The sequence below is a fragment of the Micromonospora sp. NPDC048930 genome, assembly GCF_043197935.1.
In the GTDB taxonomy this organism is placed as follows: Bacteria; Actinomycetota; Actinomycetes; order Mycobacteriales; family Micromonosporaceae; genus Micromonospora.
Genome location: NZ_JBICUB010000009.1, coordinates 259,911 through 276,117, shown reverse-complemented (window position 1 = coordinate 276,117; position 16,207 = coordinate 259,911). Strand labels below are relative to the sequence as shown.

Below are 16,207 nucleotides of genomic sequence, written 5' to 3'. Positions count from 1 at the left end.
TGAAAGGACGGGCCCCTTGTCAACGCCTCTGGTGTAGCAGGGGCCCCCTTCTAACGTTCTGCCCGTGCCCGGTCGACAGGGGTCAGCCGTTGCGGTCGGCGGTGGCGCTGCGGTGCCGGCCGGGGGCCGGGCGGCGACCCGGCGTCGGGGCGGCCGGGCGGGAGCCGCCGGCGGGACCGAGGCGCACCGTCGTCGATCCGGGCGGGCTCGGACGGCCGGCCGCGGCGCTGGGCCGGACCGGACCGGGGGTGCGGGCCGGCAGGCTCGCGTCGACCGGTGGGGTCATCCGCGAGGTGGCCACGACCCGGGCCACGCCGACCACGATCGGCGGCGCCAGCAGGTCGACCATCTCGGCCGGCAGGGTCGGCCGGACCTCCGGCCAGTCACCCTCGGTCACGGACCAGTACGTCGCACCGGCGTCCTCGGTCGCCGTCAGCGGCGCGTCGTCGGACAGGTGGCGGTGCTTACCCATGGGTACGCCTCCAGGAGCTGCCGGGGTGCGGCCGCGGGCGGGCCGCCGGCTGGGACACCTGATGAAACGAGCCCCGCGCCGCCCGGGTGACGCGGGCGGCGCGGGGCTCGGACCTTGGTTGAGAAGGGACCCCTGCTCTACCGGAGGCGTCAACAGGGGGCCCTTCCCTACCCCTCAGTCGAAGATGGGGCCCAGCTCGCGGGTGCGCTTCAGCTCGTAGAAGCCGGGGGTGCCGGCGACCAGCAGGACGCCGTCCCAGAGCTTGCCGGCCGCCTCGCCCTTCGGCGCCGGGGTGATCACCGGGCCGAAGAAGGCGACCTGGCCGCCGTCCGGACCCGGCGCGTGGATCACCGGGGTGCCGACGTCGGTGCCGACCGGCCGCATGCCCGCCTCGTGGCTGGCCCGCAGCGACTCGTCGTACTCGGCCGAGTCGGCGGCGTCGGCGAACGCCGGGTCCAGCCCGACGTCGGTCAGCGCACCGACCAGCATGTCCCGGCCGAGTTCCTCCTTGCCCAGGTGGATCCGGGTGCCCATGGCGGTGTAGAGCTTCGCCAGCGTCTCCCCGCCGTGCGCCTGCTCCACCGCGATGCAGACCCGCACCGGGCCCCAGCCCTTCTTCATCAGGTCCTGGTACTGCTCGGGCAGGTCGCGCCCCTCGTTCAGCACGGAGAGGCTCATCACGTGGAAGCGGATCTCCACGTCCCGGACCTGCTCGACCTCCAGCAGCCAGCGGGAGGTGATCCACGCCCACGGGCACAGCGGGTCGAACCACATGTCCACAGCGACACGTTCGGTCACGGTGATATCCCTTCACGACTCCACGCGCCGGAACTCCGGCGCTGTCCTTACCGATCCTCACCCCGGGCGGGATCGACCGGTACCGGAATGAGAGCGTGACCTCGGCCACCGAAGGGTGACGGTGCATGGAAGACTCGGTCCGGGCCGGCCGTCACGAGCGGACCGGTGAGGCCGGTGCCGCGGGGCGCGGCGAGAAGAGTGGGATGGAGACGAACAGTGCCGGGAGTGCGCAACCTGACCCAGGTCGAGGCCACCGAGCGGGCCCGCCTGCTCGAGGTGACCGGGTACGACATCAGCCTTGACCTGTCGACCGCCGTGCAGGCCACCGGCCGCACGTTCCGCTCGGTGACCGAGGTCCGGTTCCGCTGTGCCGAGCCGGGGGCCACCACCTTCATCGAGACCGCCGCCGAGTCGGTGCGCTCCGCCACGCTCAACGGCGCGGCGGTCGACCTCGGTGGCTGGTCGGCCGAGAAGGGCCTCACCCTCACCGGCCTGGCCGCCGAGAACGTCCTCGTGGTCGACGCCGACTTCGCGTACTCGAACAGCGGGCAGGGCCTGCACCGCACGGTCGACCCGGTGGACGGCGAGACCTACCTGTACAGCCAGTTCGAGACGGCGGACGCGCAGCGCGTCTTCGCCTGCTTCGACCAGCCCGACCTGAAGAGCGTCTACACCTGGCACGCCACCGTCCCGGAGCACTGGCGGGTGGTCTCCAACATGCCGGTGGCGCGGGAGGAGCCGGCCGGCGAGGGGCTGAAGACCATCCACTTCGCCGAGTCGGTGCGGATGAGCACCTACATCACCGCGCTCTGCGCCGGGCCGTACCACGAGGTGCGGGACAGCCACGACGGCATCGACCTGGGCGTGTACTGCCGGGCCTCGATGGCGCGCTACCTGGACTCGGACGACCTGTTCCTGATCACCAAGCAGGGCTTCGACTTCTTCCACGAGAAGTTCGGGGTGCGCTACCCACTGCCCAAGTACGACCAGCTCTGGGTGCCGGACTTCAACGCCGGCGCGATGGAGAACTTCGGCTGCGTCACGCACGCCGAGTCGCACTACATCTTCCGCTCGCAGGTCACCGACTTCGAGTACGAGCAGCGGGCCAACACGATCCTGCACGAGCTGGCGCACATGTGGTTCGGTGACCTGGTCACCATGCGTTGGTGGAACGACCTGTGGCTGAACGAGTCGTTCGCCGAGTGGGCCAGCCACTGGTGCAACACCCACGCCACCCGGTTCCGCGACGCCTGGACGACCTTCCTGTCCATCCGCAAGAACTGGGGCTACCGGCAGGACCAGCTCTCCTCCACCCACCCGGTCTACTGCGAGATGCCGGACCTGGAGGCGGTCGAGGTCAACTTCGACGGCATCACCTACGCCAAGGGCGCCAGCGTGCTCAAGCAGCTCGTCGCGTACGTCGGCGAGGAGCCGTTCCTGGCCGGCCTGCGGGCGTACTTCGGTAAGCACGCCTGGGGCAACGCCACCTTCGACGACCTGCTCTCCGAGCTGGAGACGGCGTCGGGCCGGGAGCTGCGCAAGTTCGCCGCGCAGTGGCTGGAGACCGCGCAGGTCAACACCCTGCGCCCCGAGGTCACCATCGGCGCCGACGGCACGTACGAGCGGGTGCTGGTCCGCCAGGAGGCGCCGGCCGGGCACCCGACGCTGCGTACCCACCGGATCGGGGTGGGCCTCTACGACCTGACCGACGGCCGGCTGGTCCGCCGGGAACTGGTCGAGGTGGACGTGACCGGCGAGGCGACCGAGCTGTCCGTGCTGCACGGCAAGCCCGCCGCCGACGTGCTGCTGCTCAACGACGACGACCTCACCTACACCAAGCTGCGGCTGGACGAGCGGTCGATGGCCACCGTGGTGCAGCACATCGCCGGCTTCGACTCGTCGCTGGCCCGGGCGCTGTGCTGGACCGCCGCCTGGGACATGACCCGGGACGCCGAGCTGGCGGCCCGGGACTACGTGGCGCTGGTGCTGGCCGGGCTGCCGGCGGAGACCGACATCAACCTGGTCACCGCCACCCTGCGGCAGGCGACCACCACGCTCACCTTCTACGTCGACCCGGCCTGGGCGCCGACCGGCTGGGCCGAGCTGGCCCGTACCGCCAGGGCGGCCCTGGCCGCGGCCGAGCCGGGCAGCGGCTTCCAGCTCGCGTGGGCCCGGGCGTACGTGTCGGCGGCCCGCTCCGATGAGGACCTGGCGGTCCTGCGCGGCTGGCTGGCCGGCGTCGACGTGACCGCCGGGCTGACCGTGGACACCGAGCTGCGCTGGGCGGTGCTCCAGTCGCTGGTGGCCAACGGCGCGGCCGGGGCGGCCGAGGTCGAGGCCGAGCTGGCGAACGACCGCACCGCCAGCGGTGAGCGGGAGGCGGCGTACGCGCACGCGCTGGTGCCGACGGCGGAGAACAAGGCGGCGGTGTGGGCGCAGCTCACCGGTAAGGAGCCGCTGCCGAACTGGCGCAACCGGGCCCTGCTGCAGGGCTTCACCCACCCGGCGCAGGTGGACCTCACCGCGCCGTACCGGGAGCGGTACTTCGCCACCGTGGCGCAGGTCTGGGCGCAGCGGGACAGCGAGCCGGCGCAGGAGTTCGTCCAGCTCGCCTACCCGGCGTACCTGGTCGAGGAGGACACGGTGGCGGCCACCGACGCCTGGCTGGCCCAGGACGGGCACCCGGCGCCGCTGCGCCGGCTGGTGGCCGAGGGCCGCGACGGCGTGGTCCGCGCCCTCAAGGCCCGCGCCCGGGACGCCCGGAGCGCCTGAGCAGCGAGGAGTACGCGGCCGGGGCCGGCGTGGGTGGGAGCCCACGCCGGCCCCGGCCGTTACGGTGGCGAGGAGGCTCGACCCCGGCGCCTGGCCCCGCCGAGCGACCACACGAAAGAGCCCGGCCCGCGGTTCGCGGGCCGGGCTTCGTCGTACGGGAGGGCTCAGCCCTTGCCGGCGTGGCTGGCGAGCTGGTCGAGGCCCTGGATGATGCCGCCGGTCAGGTCGCCCCCGCCGAAGGACCCCGCCATGGAGAGGGCGGCGAGCTTGGCGTACGTGTCGGGGATGCGCTTGCGGGCGTACCGGCCGGTGACGATCTCCAGCTGCCGCTGGTTGGGCGAGACGGCGATCAGCACCGACTTGTCGGGCTCGGCGAGCTGCCGGTGCAGCCGCTCGGCGTGCTCCCGGATCGGCTCGTCGAGGCCGCCCACGTAGACCGAGAACACCAGCCCGGTCCCCCGGTCGGCCAGGCGGAGCGCCTCGTCGATGCGGAGCAGCTGACGGGTCGAGAACGGCCCGTCCAGGACCTGGGGCCGGGTGCCCGTCCCCGTCGCGGCCTGCTTCTCACCAACGGTCACTTGCGCCTCCGGTTCCACCGGCCGGCGCCTCCCGGCCGGCCTGCTCCTGCTTGTGACTGGTCAACGCCGGCGCCTGCGCCCCGGCGGCCAGTGCGGCGCCGGCCGAGTCGGCCAGCTGCTCCGGACGGCCCAGGAACCAGACCGGAGTGAAGTCAAAGGGCCGGCCCGGCCGGTAGCGCTTGGCGCCGCCACCGCCGCCGCCACGGCTGCCGGCGTACGCCAGGCCGGCGATCACCAGCACCGCGGCCGCCGGGACGCCGACGAAGAGCAACAACGTGTCGGTAACAGACAATCCCAACGCCCCCAGGCGGAAATAGAGACCAGGAATCTTCCGGGTCGGTCGACGATCATGACGACGGGCGCCCGACCCCGCTTGTGATGTTCACGTTAGCGGAGTCGACCGCCCGCCAGATTGCGGGGTGCTGATCCCATCCGCCACAGCCGTGCTCCAGTTGCGCGGCAGTGGCTATCAATGTCGCGTCGTCCCCGTACCGGCCGGTGAGCAGCACCCCGACCGGCATGCCGTCGGCGGTCCGGCCGAGCGGCAGGGAAACGGACGGGTCGCCGGTCACGTTGAAGATGGCGCAGTACGGCGAGAACCGGCGTTGCCGGTCGAAATCCTCCGCCGGGTTGAGCGCGGCGAACGCGCCGACCGGCGCCTGCGGCGCGGCCAGGGTCGGGCAGAGCAGCAGATCGCAGCTGGCGGTACGGCGCACCCCGAGGCGTACCTGGGCCTGGAGTTCGCCGAGCGCGGCCATCAGCGGACCGGCCCCGACCGCGGCGCCGCGCTCGCGGAGGAACCGGGTCAGCGGCAGCAGGTCGCCCTCCCGCTCGGCGGGCACCGGGGTGAGCGCCAGCACGTACCAGACGGTCTCGAAGAGCGGCCACGCCTCGGGGCCGAGCGGCGCGGGGACCTCGACCACCTCGTGGCCGGCCGCGGCGAGCAGCGTGGCGGCCCGGTCGACGGCGGCCACGCAGTCGGGGTGGACCGGCTCGTCGGCGAGCATCGGCGTGGTGAAGCGGCCGACCCGCAGCCGGCGCGGGGCCGCCTCACGGGCCGCGCCCAGGTAGCCGCCGGCGGGCGCGACCGGCGGCAGGTACGGCTCGCCGGGCACCGGGCGGGCCATGACGTCCAGCAGCGCGGCCACGTCGGCGGCGGTCCGCCCGAGCGGGCCGTTGGTGGGCAGCCCGAACGCGCCGAAGCCGAGCGGGCCGCCGGAGACCAGCCCCCGGCTTGGCTTGTAGCCGACCAGGCCGCACAGCGACGCCGGGATGCGCAGCGAGCCGCCGCCGTCGGAGCCCTGCGCCACCGGCACCAGCCCGGCCGCCACCGCGGCCGCCGCGCCGCCGCTGGACCCGCCCGCCGTGTACGCCAGGTCCCACGGGTTGCGGGCCGGCGGCGCCACCCGGCCCTCGGAGTAGAGCGAGCAGCCCAGCTCGGAGGTGGTGGTCTTGCCGAGGCTGACCAGCCCGGCGGCGGTGATGAAGCGGACCACGTCGGCGTCGATCGGCGGCACGAAGTCGGCGAAGGCGGCCGAGCCGAAGGTGGTGCGCACCCCGGCGGTCAGGGTCAGGTCCTTGATGGCCGTCGGTACGCCGTGCAGCGGCCCGCGTTCCTCCGCCGGCGCCGCGTCGGCGGCCCGGGCAGCCGCCCGGGCGCGTTCGGGCGTGACGGTGACGAACGCGCCGACGGTGTCGCCGAGCGCGTCGACCCGGCGCAGGTGGTGCTCGACCAGCTCCACGCTGGACAGCTCGCCCCGGCGGATCGCGTCGGCCTGCTCCAGCGCCGTCAGGTCGTGCGGCTCGGCCATACCCCCATCCTGCCCGTTGGCTGCGGCTTAATCGACACCGCCTAGCGGCGAGTCGGCCTGTCCCCGACCCGGGACACCCCGGCTTGCCGCAACCCGGTCAGCCGTGCAGGAAGCGGAGGGCGTTGCCGCCGAGGAGCTTGTCGCGCTGGTCGGGGGTGAGGAAGTCGGCCTTGCGGACCACCTGCCCGACCGGGCGCTCCCCCAGTGGGTACGGGTAGTCGCTGCCGACCAGCACCCGGTCCTCCCCGATGGTGTCGACCAGCAGCCGCAGCGCGGCCGGGTCGAAGACCACCGAGTCGACGCAGAACCGGTCGACGTACGCGCTGGGCGGGGCGGTGGAGGCGCCGCGTACCAGGTCGCCCCGGCGATGCCAGGCGTTGTCGGCGCGGCCCAGCCAGAACGGGAAGCTGCCACCGCCGTGCGCGAAGCAGATCCGCAGCGTCTCCGGCACCCGGTCGAAGACCCCGCCGAGGATGAGCGCCAGCACCGACAGGTGCGTCTCGGCGGGCATCCCGGTCAGCCACCGGGCCATCCAGCGGTCCAACCGGGGGCCGCCCGGCATGTCCCAGGGGTGCACGAAGACGGGCGCGCCGACCTGCGCGCAGTGGGTCAGGAACTGCACGATGCCGGCGTCGTCGAGGTCCCGGTCACCGACGTGGTTGCCGATCTCCACACCGGCGTGGCCGGCGGCCAGGCAGCGGTCCAGCTCGGCGCAGGCCGCGTCCGGGTCCTGCAACGGCACCTGGCAGAACGGCACCAGCCGGTCACCGCCGGCGGCGGTGACCTCCAGGGTGAGGTCGTTGAAGATGCGGGCCACCTTGACCGCCTGGTCGGCCGGCCGGTCGTAGCTGAAGAAGACCGGGGTGGGCGAGACGACCTGCACGTCGACCCCGTCGGCGACCATGTCGGACAGTCGGGTGTCCGCGTCCCAGCACTCCGCGCCGACGGGTCGGAACTCGGTCTCCCCCACCATGATCATGGCGGCCCGCTCGGAGTCCACCCGCAGCCAGGGCCAGCCGGACCCGCCGCACGCGGCGGCGAGGTCCGGCCAGCCCTTCGGTACGACGTGCGTGTGCACGTCCACGACCGGTCCGGGCATCAGCCCTTGCCCGGGTGCAGCGCGCCGCAGTTGGTGCAGGTGCGGGCCTTCTCGTCGGCGTAGAACGCCGCGAAGACCGGGGGCAGGTCGGCGGCGATGTCCCGGACCTGGAGCTCCACCTCGTGCACCTTGTGGCTGCACTCGGGGCAGTACCACTGGAACTTCTCCAGGGTGCCCTCCTCGCGGACCCGCTCGATCACCATGCCGATCGAGCCGGCCTCCGGCCGCTGCGGGGAGTGCGGGGTGTTGCGCGGCAGCATCCACATCTGACCCTCGCGCACGTGCACCGTACGCGGCCCCTCGGGGAGCATCAGGTTGATGTGCATGTTGCCCTTGACCTGGTAGAAGAACTCCTCGTACGGGTCGACGTGGAAGTCGGTGCGCTGGTTCGGGCCACCCACCACCATGACGATGAAGTCGTCACTGCCGGGCAGCATCTCCTTGTTGCCCACCGGCGGCTTGAGCAGGTGCTGGTTCTCCCCGATCCAGCCCTGGAAGCTGAACGGCTCGGCGATCTCACTCACGACTGACCTCCCGACGGAAGTAGGGCCACGGCCTGCATCTCGATCAGCAGGTGCGGGTGCGGGAGCTGGTGGACGGCCACCGTGGTCCGGGTCGGCCCGGTGGCGTCGAAGAACTCCGCCCACACCTCGTTGTAGCCACCGAAGTCATTCATGTTGACCAGGTAGCTGGTGACCTGCACCAGATCGGTCAGGTCAGCCCCGACCGACCGCAGCAGATCACGGACGTTCTCGATGACCGCCCGCGTCTGCGCCCGGATGTCCAGGTCCGTCGTGCCGAACTCGTCGACCGACACACCGGCGAAGGTGTTGTCCGGCCGCCGCGACGACGTACCCGAGACGAAGACGAACCCCCCGGCGACCTTGACGTGCGGGAACGCCCCCCGCGGCACCGCCTTGCCCGCGACGACGCGCGCGGTCATGCCGCCGCCTTCAGGGAAGCCGTGCCGAGCTTCTCGACAACGGCACGGATGTGAGCGCCGGGACGCAGCGGAACGGCAGCGGTGGCGGCGCCCGCGAGGAACACCCAGCCCTCGCGCAGCCGGACGCCGTGCCGGCCGGCGAGGCGGATGCCCTCGTCCAGCGCGCGCCGCGGGTCGCCGAGGATCGCCGCGGTCGAGCCGACCTGCGCCACCCGGCCGTCGATCTCCAGCAGCACACCGAGGTTGTCCAGGTCGTCCGGCACCGGCGACCACGGCCCGACCACGAACGCCGCGGCCGAGGTGTTGTCGGCGACGACGTCCGGCAGGGAGAAGGTGAAGTTGGCGTACCGGGAGTCGATCAGCTCGATCGCCGGGGCGACCGCGCGGACCGCGTCGGTGAACGCGCCGACCGGCTCGCCGGGCTCGGGCAGCCGGTCGAGCAGGAACGCCACCTCGGGCTCGACCCGGGGGTGGATGAAGTCGGCGACGTCGACCGTGCCGCCGTCGGGCACCCGCATCGCGTCGGTGAGCCGGCCCCAGATCACCTCGTCCACCCCGACCTGGGCCATCTTCGCCTTGCTGGTCAGCCCCATCTTCAGCCCGACCAGCCGCTCGCCCCGGTCGAGGCGGCGCTGCACCAGCGCGGTCTGCACCGCGTACGCGGCGTCCACGTCGAGGCCGGTCTCGGCGGCGAGCTGCGGGATCGCGCTGGCCGTGTCGGCCGCCGCCCCCAGCTTCTCGGCGATCCCCGTGATGTCCGGTCCGATCATGCGGTCCCCTCCTTGCTCGCGAGGTCCAGCGCCACGTCCACGATCATGTCCTCCTGGCCGCCGACCATCCGGCGCCGGCCCAGCTCGACGAGGATCGAGCGGACGTCCACGCCGTACTTCGCCGAGGCGCGCTCGGCGTGCCGCAGGAAGCTGGAGTAGACGCCGGCGTACCCGAGGGAGAGCGTCTCCCGGTCCACCTGGACCGGCCGGTCCTGGAGCGGGCGGACCACGTCGTCGGCCGCGTCCATCAGCGCGAACACGTCGCAGCCGTGCTTCCAGCCGTGCAGCTCGGCGACCGCGACGAACACCTCCAGCGGGGCGTTGCCCGCCCCGGCGCCCATGCCGGCCAGCGAGGCGTCCACCCGGACGGTCCGCCCGTGTGCGGCGTCCGGGCCGGCCGGGGTGGAGCCGAGGATCCGGCCGTGCTCGACCGCCACCACGCTGTTGGCGACGCCGAGCGACAGGTTGTGGTGGGCGTGGATGCCGATCTGCGTCTCCGGCTCCAGCACCTGCCGGTACGCGTCGATCCGCGCGGCCACGTCGGACATCAGCAGCCGGCCGCCGGAGTCGGTGACGTAGACGCAGTGCGCCCCGTACGACTCCATGAGCTTGGCCTGGGCGGCCAGCCCGGCCGGGTCGTTCATGTGCGACATCATCAGGAACCCGGAGACGTCCATGCCGTTCTCCCGGGCCCAGGAGATGTGCTGGGCGGAGATGTCCGCCTCGGTGCAGTGGGTGGCGATCCGCACGCTGGTCACCCCGAGCGCCTTGGCCGCCTTGAGGTCGGCGATGGTGCCGATGCCGGGCAGCAGCAGGGTGGTGAGCCTCGCGGTGGTCAGCACCTCGGCGGCGGCGGAGATCCAGTCGGCGTCGCCGGCCGCGCCGTGGCCGTAATTGACGCTGGAGCCGGCGAGGCCGTCGCCGTGCGCCACCTCGATCGCGGCCACCCCGGCCGCGTCCAGCGCCGCGGCGATGGTCCGCACCTGGTCCACGGTGTACCGGTGCGCGATGGCGTGCATGCCGTCCCGCAGCGTCACGTCCTGGATGTAGAGGTCCGTCATCGCGCGGCCACCTCCGTCGTGGTCGAGCCCAGCGCGACCAGCCGCTCCGCGGTACGCAGCGCGGCCGAGGTCATGATGTCCAGGTTCCCGGCGTACGCGGGCAGGTAGTGCCCGGCGCCGGAGACCTCCAGGAAGACCGAGACCTGGAGCCCGGTGAACGGCCGTCCCAGCGCCGGGACGTAGGTGTCGACCCGGTCGAACTGCACGTCCTGCTTGAGCCGGTAGCCCGGGACGTACTCCTGCACGGTGGCCACCATGTCGGCGACCGAGGCGGCGATCGCGGCGCGATCGGCGTCGGCGTCCGGGCAGAGGCAGTAGACGGTGTCCCGCATCAGCAGCGGCGGGTCGGCCGGGTTCAGCACGATGATCGCCTTGCCGCGGCCGGCGCCACCGACCACCTCGATGGCCCGGGCGGTGGTCTCGGTGAACTCGTCGATGTTGGCCCGGGTGCCCGGCCCCGCCGACTTCGAGGCGATCGAGGCGACGATCTCCCCGTACGCGACCGGGGTGACCCGGCCGACCGCGTGCACGATCGGCACGGTGGCCTGCCCGCCGCAGGTGACCATGTTCACGTTCGGCTCGTGCAGGTGCTCGTCCAGGTTGACCGGGGGCACCACGTACGGACCGATGGCGGCGGGCGTCAGGTCGACCACCGTCCGGCCGTGCGCCCGCAGCACCTCGTGGTGCCGCCGGTGCGCGCCGGCCGAGGTGGCGTCGAAGACCAGCTCGACGTCGGCGAACTCCGGCAGGGCGACCAGCCCGTCCACGCCCTCGGCGGTGGTCGCCACGCCGAGCCGGCGGGCCCGGGCCAGACCGTCCGACGCCGGGTCGATGCCGGCCATCGCCACCATCCGCAGCGACGTCGACAGCCGGAGCACCTTGATCATCAGGTCGGTGCCGATGTTGCCCGACCCGAGCACCGCCACCCCGACGCTCATCGCCCCTCCCTCGAGAAACAGGTCCGTACCGAGCCGAGCCCGGAGATCCGGGCCTCGTACGCCGCGCCGGGAGTGACCGGCACCATCGGGCCGAGCGCCCCGGAGAGCACCACGTCGCCGGCCTTCAGGGGGTCGCCGGCCCGGGCCATCGTCCCGGCCAGCCACTCCAGGGCGTGCAACGGGTTGCCGAGGCAGGCCGCCCCGGCCCCGACGGAGACCGGCTCCCCCGCGTGCTCCAGCACCATCCCGCAGAGCCGCAGGTCCACGTCGGCCAGCCGACGCGGCGCGGTGCCGAGCACGAAAAGCCCGCTGGACGCGTTGTCCGCGACGGTGTCCACGATGGAGATGTCCCAGGCGGCGATCCGCGAGTCGACGATCTCGATGGCCGGCAGCACGTGGTCCACCGCCCGGATCAGGTCCACACCGGTCACCCGCTCGTCGGGGAGGTCCGCGCCGAGCACGAAGGCGATCTCCGCCTCCACCCGGGGCTGGAGCAGCCGGCTCATCGGCACCTCGACCCCGTCCCCGACGGCCATGTCGTCGAAGAGCACCCCGAAGTCGGGCTGGAAGACGCCGAAGTTCTCCTGCACCGCCCGCGAGGTGAGGCCGATCTTCGCGCCCACCCGGCGGTGGCCCTTGCCGAGGCGCTGCCGGGTGTAGACCTGCTGCACCTGGTAGGCGGCCTCGATGTCGCCCTCGGGCAGCAGCCGGCCGCGCAGCGGCGGGCACGGCTTCTCCTCCTGCCGGGCGACGGCCAGTTCCCGGTTGGCGGCTTCGATGTCGACGGTCATGCCGGCTCCTCGCTTCCCTTTCTTGGGACGCCGGCCATTCTGCCCGGGGCGGTCACTCATGTGAGGTCCACGCAGACGTTGGTGAGTTCGGAGTAGAAGTCGAGCGAGTGCACGCCGCCCTCCCGGCCGATGCCCGACGCCTTCACCCCGCCGAAGGGGGTACGCAGGTCCCGCAGGAACCAGGTGTTCACCCAGACGATGCCGGCGTCCAGCCGGGACCCGGCCCGGTGCGCCCGGCCCACGTCCCGGGTCCAGACGGTCGCCGCCAGGCCGTAGTCGGTGCCGTTGGCCAGGGCGTACGCCTCGTCCTCGTCGTCGAAGGGGGCGACGTGGACCACCGGGCCGAAGATCTCCTCCCGGTTGGTCCGGGCGTCCGGCCCGAGCCCGGTCAGCACGGTCGGCTGCACGTACGCGCCACCGTCGCGGGCGTCGCCGAAGCGCGGCACGCCGCCGCCGGCGCGTACCTCGGCGCCCTCGGCGCGGGCCAGCTCGTAGTGGCCGAGCACCTTGTCCCGGTGGGGGTGCGAGATCAGCGGCATGTTCACCGTCGCCTCGTCGGCCGGCCAGCCGTACGCCAGCTCGTCGGCGCGCTTGGCCAGCCGCGCGGTGAACTCCTCGAAGACCGGTCGCTGCACGTAGATCCGTTCCGTGCAGAGGCACACCTGGCCGCCGTTGGTGAAGCTGGAGCGGACCGAGCCGGCCACTGCGGCGTCCAGGTCGGCGTCGGCGAAGACCAGGCCGGCGTTCTTGCCGCCCAGTTCGAAGGAGACCGCCTTCACGCCGTCGGCGGCGGCGCGCATGATGGCGCTGCCGGTGGCCGACTCGCCGGTGAAGGTGATCGCGTCGACGCCCGGGTGCCGGGTGAGGAACTCGCCGGCCGAGCCGGGGCCGAAGCCGTGCACCAGGTTGAACACCCCGTCCGGCACGCCCGCGGCGGCCATCACCTCGGCGAGCAGGGTGGCCGAGGCGGGGGTCTCCTCGCTGGGCTTCACGATCACCGCGTTGCCGCAGGCCAGTGCGGGGGCGACCTTCCAGGTGAGGAGGAGCAGCGGCAGGTTCCACGGCACGATCACCGCGACCACGCCGACCGGCTTGCGGACCGCGTAGTTGAGCGCCCGGCCGCCGGTCGGGGTGACCGTGGTGAACGACTCGGTCGGCGCGGTCGCCACGATCTCGGCGAACGCCCGGAAGTTGGCCGCGCCGCGCGGGATGTCCAGCGTGCGGGCCTGGGAGATGGCCTTGCCGGTGTCCGCGACCTCGGCGGCGACCAGATCGTCGAAGCGGCGCTCCAACTCGTCGGCGACCCGGCGCAGCACCTCGGCGCGCTCCCGCTCACCCATCCGGCCCCACGGCCCGCGCAGCGCCGCCCGGGCGGCGGCCACCGCGTCGTCCACGAGGGACGACGAAGCCTCGACCACCTCGAAGACCGGTTCGCCGGTGACCGGGCTGCGCTTGGTGAACCTCGGTCCGGTGTCGACGAAGGAGCCGCCGACGAAGTTGCGCAGCAGGCCGGGCCCGTCCGGCGCGTGCCCGGCCATCAGCCGGGGATCCCAGAGCGTCACCGCCGCCGTCCCTTCCCGAACGCCACCGCCGCGCCGGCCAGCGCCGCGACCGCCCCGGCCGCCAACGCGCCCACCACCCGGTACTGCCGGCGCACCCGGCGGCGCACCTCGGCGTACGGGGTGGTGGAGAAGGAGACCAGCTCGTACTGCGACACGTACCGGCCGGGCAGGGCGCGCTCCAAGGCGTGCTCGATCTTCTTGCGGGTCTGGAACACCGGCGAGGCGACCTTGTCCCGCATCTCCACGAAGTTGGTCAGCGCCATCCGGGCGATCGCCTCGGCGTTGGCCTGGCGGCGGTGCTGGAACAGCGGCAGCGCCGACGCCCAGTGGTCGCCGCACTCGTCCAGGCAGCGGTCCAGCTCGACCACGTCCTCGAACGCGCAGTTCGCGCCCTGGCCGTAGAACGGCACGATGGCGTGCGCCGCGTCGCCGAGCAGGCCCACCTTCCCGTCCACCTGCCACGGGGTGCAGCGCACCGTGCCGAGCACGCCGACCGGGTTGTGCTGGTAGTCGTCGACCAGGTTCGGGGCGAGCGGCACCAGGTCGGGGTAGTGGGTGGCGAAGTACCTCTCGATGGCGGCCGGGCTGCCCAGCGAGGCGAAGCTGTGCGTGCCGTGGGTCGGCCAGAAGAGCGTGCAGGTGAAGGAGCGGTCCGGGTTGGGCAGCGCGATCATCATCGAGGTGCCGCGCGGCCAGATGTGCAGCGCGCCCGGGTCGAGGGCGAACTCGCCGCCGATCGGCGGGATGGTGAGTTCCTTGTAGCCGTAGTCGAGGAAGTCGAGGCTCTCGGTCAGCACCCCGTACGCGAGGAGCTGCCCGCGCACGGCGGAGCCGGCGCCGTCGGCGCCGAGGACCACCGACGCGGTCTCGCTGACCTTGCCCTGCGGGGTCTCGAAGGTCATCTCGCCGGTGGTCGGGTCGAGGCCGACCAGCCGGTGGTCGAAGGCGATCCGCACCCCCGGCAGCGCGGCGGCGGCGGTCAGCAGCGCGTTGTTCAGCGCGCCCCGGCTGATCGAGTTGATCGCCCGGTCCCCGGAGACGCTGTACGACTGGAACTGCGGCTCCCCCTCGACCGGGTGGATCATCCGCCCGCGCATCGGCAGCGCGTCCGCCATCACCTGCTCGTCCAGTCCGATCCGGCGCAGCGCGCCCAGGCCGCGCTCGGAGAGCGCCAGGTTGATCGAGCGCCCCCGCTCGACCGTCCCGGTACGCGGGTCCGGCCGGCGCTCGTACAGGGCCACCGGGTAGCCGCGCCGGGCCAGGAAGCAGGCCAGCAGGCAGCCGGCCAGCCCGGCGCCGACCACCGCGATCTCGTCCCGTTCCGTCATCGGCCCTCCTCCGAAACCGTCGCGGCCAGCGCGTCGGCGACCCGCCAGCAGTCGTGGTACGTCGAGTAGAGCGGCACCGGGGCGAACCGGACGATGTCCGGCTCCCGGGCGTCGGCGATCACCCCGTGCTCGTGCCGCAGCCGCTTGGTCAGCTCGTTGGCGCTGCCGACCCCGATCCGGACGGAGAGCTGGCAGCCCCGGCGGGCGGGGTCGCGCGGGGTGACCACGGTCAGCGGCCGGTCGGCGGTCACCGCGTCGAGCAGCCGCTCCAGGTAGCCGGTGAGCCGCAGGCTGCGCTCCCGCAGCGCCGGCATGCCGACCGCGTCGAACAGCTCCAGCGAGGTACGCACCGGGCCCATCGCGAAGATCGGCGGATTGGAGATCTGCCACGCCTCGACGGTGGCCGGCGGCCGGGAGACCGGGGTCATCTCGAACCGGGTGGCGGCCTCGGTGCTCCACCAGCCCTCGAAGCGGGGCAGCGCCGGGTCGCCGAGGTGTCGCTCGTGGACGAAGACGCCGGCCAGGGCGCCCGGCCCGGAGTTCAGGTACTTGTAGGAGCACCAGGCGGCGAAGTCCACGCCCCAGTCGTGCAGGGCGAGGGGGACGTTGCCGACCGCGTGCGCCAGGTCCCAGCCGACCACCGCCCCGGCGGCCCGCCCGGCGGCGGTGATCGCCGGGATGTCCATCAGCTCGCCGGTCAGGTAGTTGACCCCGCCGAGCAGCAGCAGCGCCACGGTGTGCCCCTCGGCGGCCAGGAAGTCGAGGACGTCCTGGGTACGCAGGGTGTCCTCGCCCGGGCGCGGCTTCAGCCGGACCACCGCGGCGTCCGGATCCAGGCCGTGGAACCGGGCCTGGCTGCGCACCGCGTAGCTGTCGGACGGGAAGGCGCTGTCCTCGATGACGATCCGGGTCCGCTCGCCCGCCGGCCGGTAGAAGCTCACCATCAGCAGGTGCAGGTTGACCGTGAGCGAGTTCATCACCACGGTCTCCGCGGGAAGCGCGCCGACCAGCCGCGCGGCCGGCGCGGTCAACAGCTCGTGGTACGGCAGCCAGGGCCGGTCCGCCTCCAGGTGCCCCTCCACGCCCAGCCGACGCCAGGCGTCCAGGTCGGCGAGGAGCTCGTCCCGGGTTGCCCGGGGTTGCAGGCCCAGCGAGTTGCCGGCCAGGTACGCCACCTCGGGGTAGCGCCCGCCCTCGGCCGGCGGCACGTGGAACAGGTGCCGGTGCCCCGGGTCGGCGGCGTCGAGGCTGCGGGCTTCTTCTTCGGTGTGCATGTCGCGTTCT

General features: G+C 73.2%; 16 protein-coding genes. 1 reads left to right on the top strand and 15 read right to left on the bottom strand.

Features of this window, described 5'->3' with window-relative positions; all coding sequences use genetic code 11:
• Positions 1-82: 82 nt before the first annotated feature.
• Both ACGFI9_RS24365 and ACGFI9_RS24360 read right to left on the bottom strand, forming a co-directional pair.
• Positions 83-472: a hypothetical protein gene (locus tag ACGFI9_RS24365; RefSeq protein ID WP_393181215.1), complete on the bottom strand. Its 390-nt coding sequence runs from the start codon at positions 470-472 to the stop codon at positions 83-85.
• Between the two features lie 174 nt (positions 473-646).
• Positions 647-1,270 (bottom strand): DsbA family protein, encoded by a 624-nt coding sequence (locus ACGFI9_RS24360; protein ID WP_393181213.1) that lies wholly within the window; start codon positions 1,268-1,270, stop codon positions 647-649.
• Between the two features lie 225 nt (positions 1,271-1,495).
• Here ACGFI9_RS24360 and pepN point away from each other — a divergent pair, with 225 nt between their 5' ends.
• Complete coding sequence (gene pepN / locus ACGFI9_RS24355) at positions 1,496-4,042, top strand: aminopeptidase N (RefSeq protein ID WP_393181211.1); 2,547 nt, start codon at positions 1,496-1,498, stop codon at positions 4,040-4,042.
• Positions 4,043-4,206: 164 nt separating this feature from the next.
• On the opposite strand, the gene ACGFI9_RS24350 is transcribed toward pepN, so the two are convergent.
• The 13 genes from ACGFI9_RS24350 to kynU all read right to left on the bottom strand — a co-directional run bounded on the left by ACGFI9_RS24350 (position 4,207) and on the right by kynU (position 16,197).
• Positions 4,207-4,620 (bottom strand): DUF5130 family protein, encoded by a 414-nt coding sequence (locus ACGFI9_RS24350; RefSeq protein WP_393181209.1) that lies wholly within the window; start codon positions 4,618-4,620, stop codon positions 4,207-4,209.
• Entirely contained in the window at positions 4,607-4,894 is a 288-nt protein-coding gene (locus ACGFI9_RS24345; RefSeq protein WP_393181280.1) for a hypothetical protein, read from the bottom strand. Before ACGFI9_RS24345 ends, ACGFI9_RS24350 begins: the two co-directional genes overlap by 14 nt.
• Positions 4,895-4,967: 73 nt before the next feature.
• Complete coding sequence (locus ACGFI9_RS24340) at positions 4,968-6,431, bottom strand: amidase (protein WP_393181207.1); 1,464 nt, start codon at positions 6,429-6,431, stop codon at positions 4,968-4,970.
• A gap of 97 nt (positions 6,432-6,528) precedes the next feature.
• Entirely contained in the window at positions 6,529-7,530 is a 1,002-nt protein-coding gene (locus tag ACGFI9_RS24335) for an amidohydrolase family protein (RefSeq protein ID WP_393181205.1), read from the bottom strand.
• The gene (locus tag ACGFI9_RS24330) at positions 7,530-8,054 is read right to left on the bottom strand and encodes a 3-hydroxyanthranilate 3,4-dioxygenase (protein ID WP_393181203.1); all 525 of its coding nucleotides are present in this window, start codon (positions 8,052-8,054) and stop codon (positions 7,530-7,532) included. The genes ACGFI9_RS24335 and ACGFI9_RS24330 overlap by 1 nt, the downstream gene beginning before the upstream one ends.
• Positions 8,051-8,473, bottom strand: coding sequence for a RidA family protein (locus ACGFI9_RS24325; RefSeq protein ID WP_393181201.1), 423 nt, complete (start codon positions 8,471-8,473; stop codon positions 8,051-8,053). Before ACGFI9_RS24325 ends, ACGFI9_RS24330 begins: the two co-directional genes overlap by 4 nt.
• A complete protein-coding gene (locus ACGFI9_RS24320; RefSeq protein WP_393181199.1) occupies positions 8,470-9,243 on the bottom strand; it encodes a 2-keto-4-pentenoate hydratase in 774 nt (257 codons plus the stop codon). The genes ACGFI9_RS24325 and ACGFI9_RS24320 overlap by 4 nt, the downstream gene beginning before the upstream one ends.
• The gene (dmpG, locus tag ACGFI9_RS24315; RefSeq protein WP_393181197.1) at positions 9,240-10,304 is read right to left on the bottom strand and encodes a 4-hydroxy-2-oxovalerate aldolase; all 1,065 of its coding nucleotides are present in this window, start codon (positions 10,302-10,304) and stop codon (positions 9,240-9,242) included. The genes ACGFI9_RS24320 and dmpG overlap by 4 nt, the downstream gene beginning before the upstream one ends.
• On the bottom strand, positions 10,301-11,242 hold the full coding sequence (locus ACGFI9_RS24310) for an acetaldehyde dehydrogenase (acetylating) (RefSeq protein WP_393181195.1): 942 nt from the start codon (positions 11,240-11,242) through the stop codon (positions 10,301-10,303). The genes dmpG and ACGFI9_RS24310 overlap by 4 nt, the downstream gene beginning before the upstream one ends.
• Positions 11,239-12,033 (bottom strand): 2-keto-4-pentenoate hydratase, encoded by a 795-nt coding sequence (locus ACGFI9_RS24305; protein ID WP_393181193.1) that lies wholly within the window; start codon positions 12,031-12,033, stop codon positions 11,239-11,241. Before ACGFI9_RS24305 ends, ACGFI9_RS24310 begins: the two co-directional genes overlap by 4 nt.
• Positions 12,034-12,089: 56 nt before the next feature.
• The gene (locus ACGFI9_RS24300) at positions 12,090-13,571 is read right to left on the bottom strand and encodes a 2-hydroxymuconic semialdehyde dehydrogenase (protein WP_393181279.1); all 1,482 of its coding nucleotides are present in this window, start codon (positions 13,569-13,571) and stop codon (positions 12,090-12,092) included.
• A gap of 20 nt (positions 13,572-13,591) precedes the next feature.
• Entirely contained in the window at positions 13,592-14,923 is a 1,332-nt protein-coding gene (locus ACGFI9_RS24295) for an FAD-dependent oxidoreductase (RefSeq protein ID WP_393181191.1), read from the bottom strand.
• Complete coding sequence (gene kynU / locus ACGFI9_RS24290) at positions 14,920-16,197, bottom strand: kynureninase (RefSeq protein WP_393181190.1); 1,278 nt, start codon at positions 16,195-16,197, stop codon at positions 14,920-14,922. The genes ACGFI9_RS24295 and kynU overlap by 4 nt, the downstream gene beginning before the upstream one ends.
• Positions 16,198-16,207: the final 10 nt, after the last annotated feature.

Coding starts and splice junctions, on each gene's coding strand:
- ACGFI9_RS24340 (WP_393181207.1), bottom strand. CDS start 6,431: ATGGCCGAGCCGCACGACCTGACGGCGCTGGAGCAGGCCGACGCGATC.
- ACGFI9_RS24365 (WP_393181215.1), bottom strand. CDS start 472: ATGGGTAAGCACCGCCACCTGTCCGACGACGCGCCGCTGACGGCGACC.
- kynU (WP_393181190.1), bottom strand. CDS start 16,197: ATGCACACCGAAGAAGAAGCCCGCAGCCTCGACGCCGCCGACCCGGGG.
- ACGFI9_RS24335 (WP_393181205.1), bottom strand. CDS start 7,530: ATGCCCGGACCGGTCGTGGACGTGCACACGCACGTCGTACCGAAGGGC.
- dmpG (WP_393181197.1), bottom strand. CDS start 10,304: ATGACGGACCTCTACATCCAGGACGTGACGCTGCGGGACGGCATGCAC.
- ACGFI9_RS24320 (WP_393181199.1), bottom strand. CDS start 9,243: ATGATCGGACCGGACATCACGGGGATCGCCGAGAAGCTGGGGGCGGCG.
- ACGFI9_RS24305 (WP_393181193.1), bottom strand. CDS start 12,033: ATGACCGTCGACATCGAAGCCGCCAACCGGGAACTGGCCGTCGCCCGG.
- ACGFI9_RS24310 (WP_393181195.1), bottom strand. CDS start 11,242: ATGAGCGTCGGGGTGGCGGTGCTCGGGTCGGGCAACATCGGCACCGAC.
- ACGFI9_RS24325 (WP_393181201.1), bottom strand. CDS start 8,473: ATGACCGCGCGCGTCGTCGCGGGCAAGGCGGTGCCGCGGGGGGCGTTC.
- ACGFI9_RS24300 (WP_393181279.1), bottom strand. CDS start 13,571: ATGGCCGGGCACGCGCCGGACGGGCCCGGCCTGCTGCGCAACTTCGTC.
- ACGFI9_RS24295 (WP_393181191.1), bottom strand. CDS start 14,923: ATGACGGAACGGGACGAGATCGCGGTGGTCGGCGCCGGGCTGGCCGGC.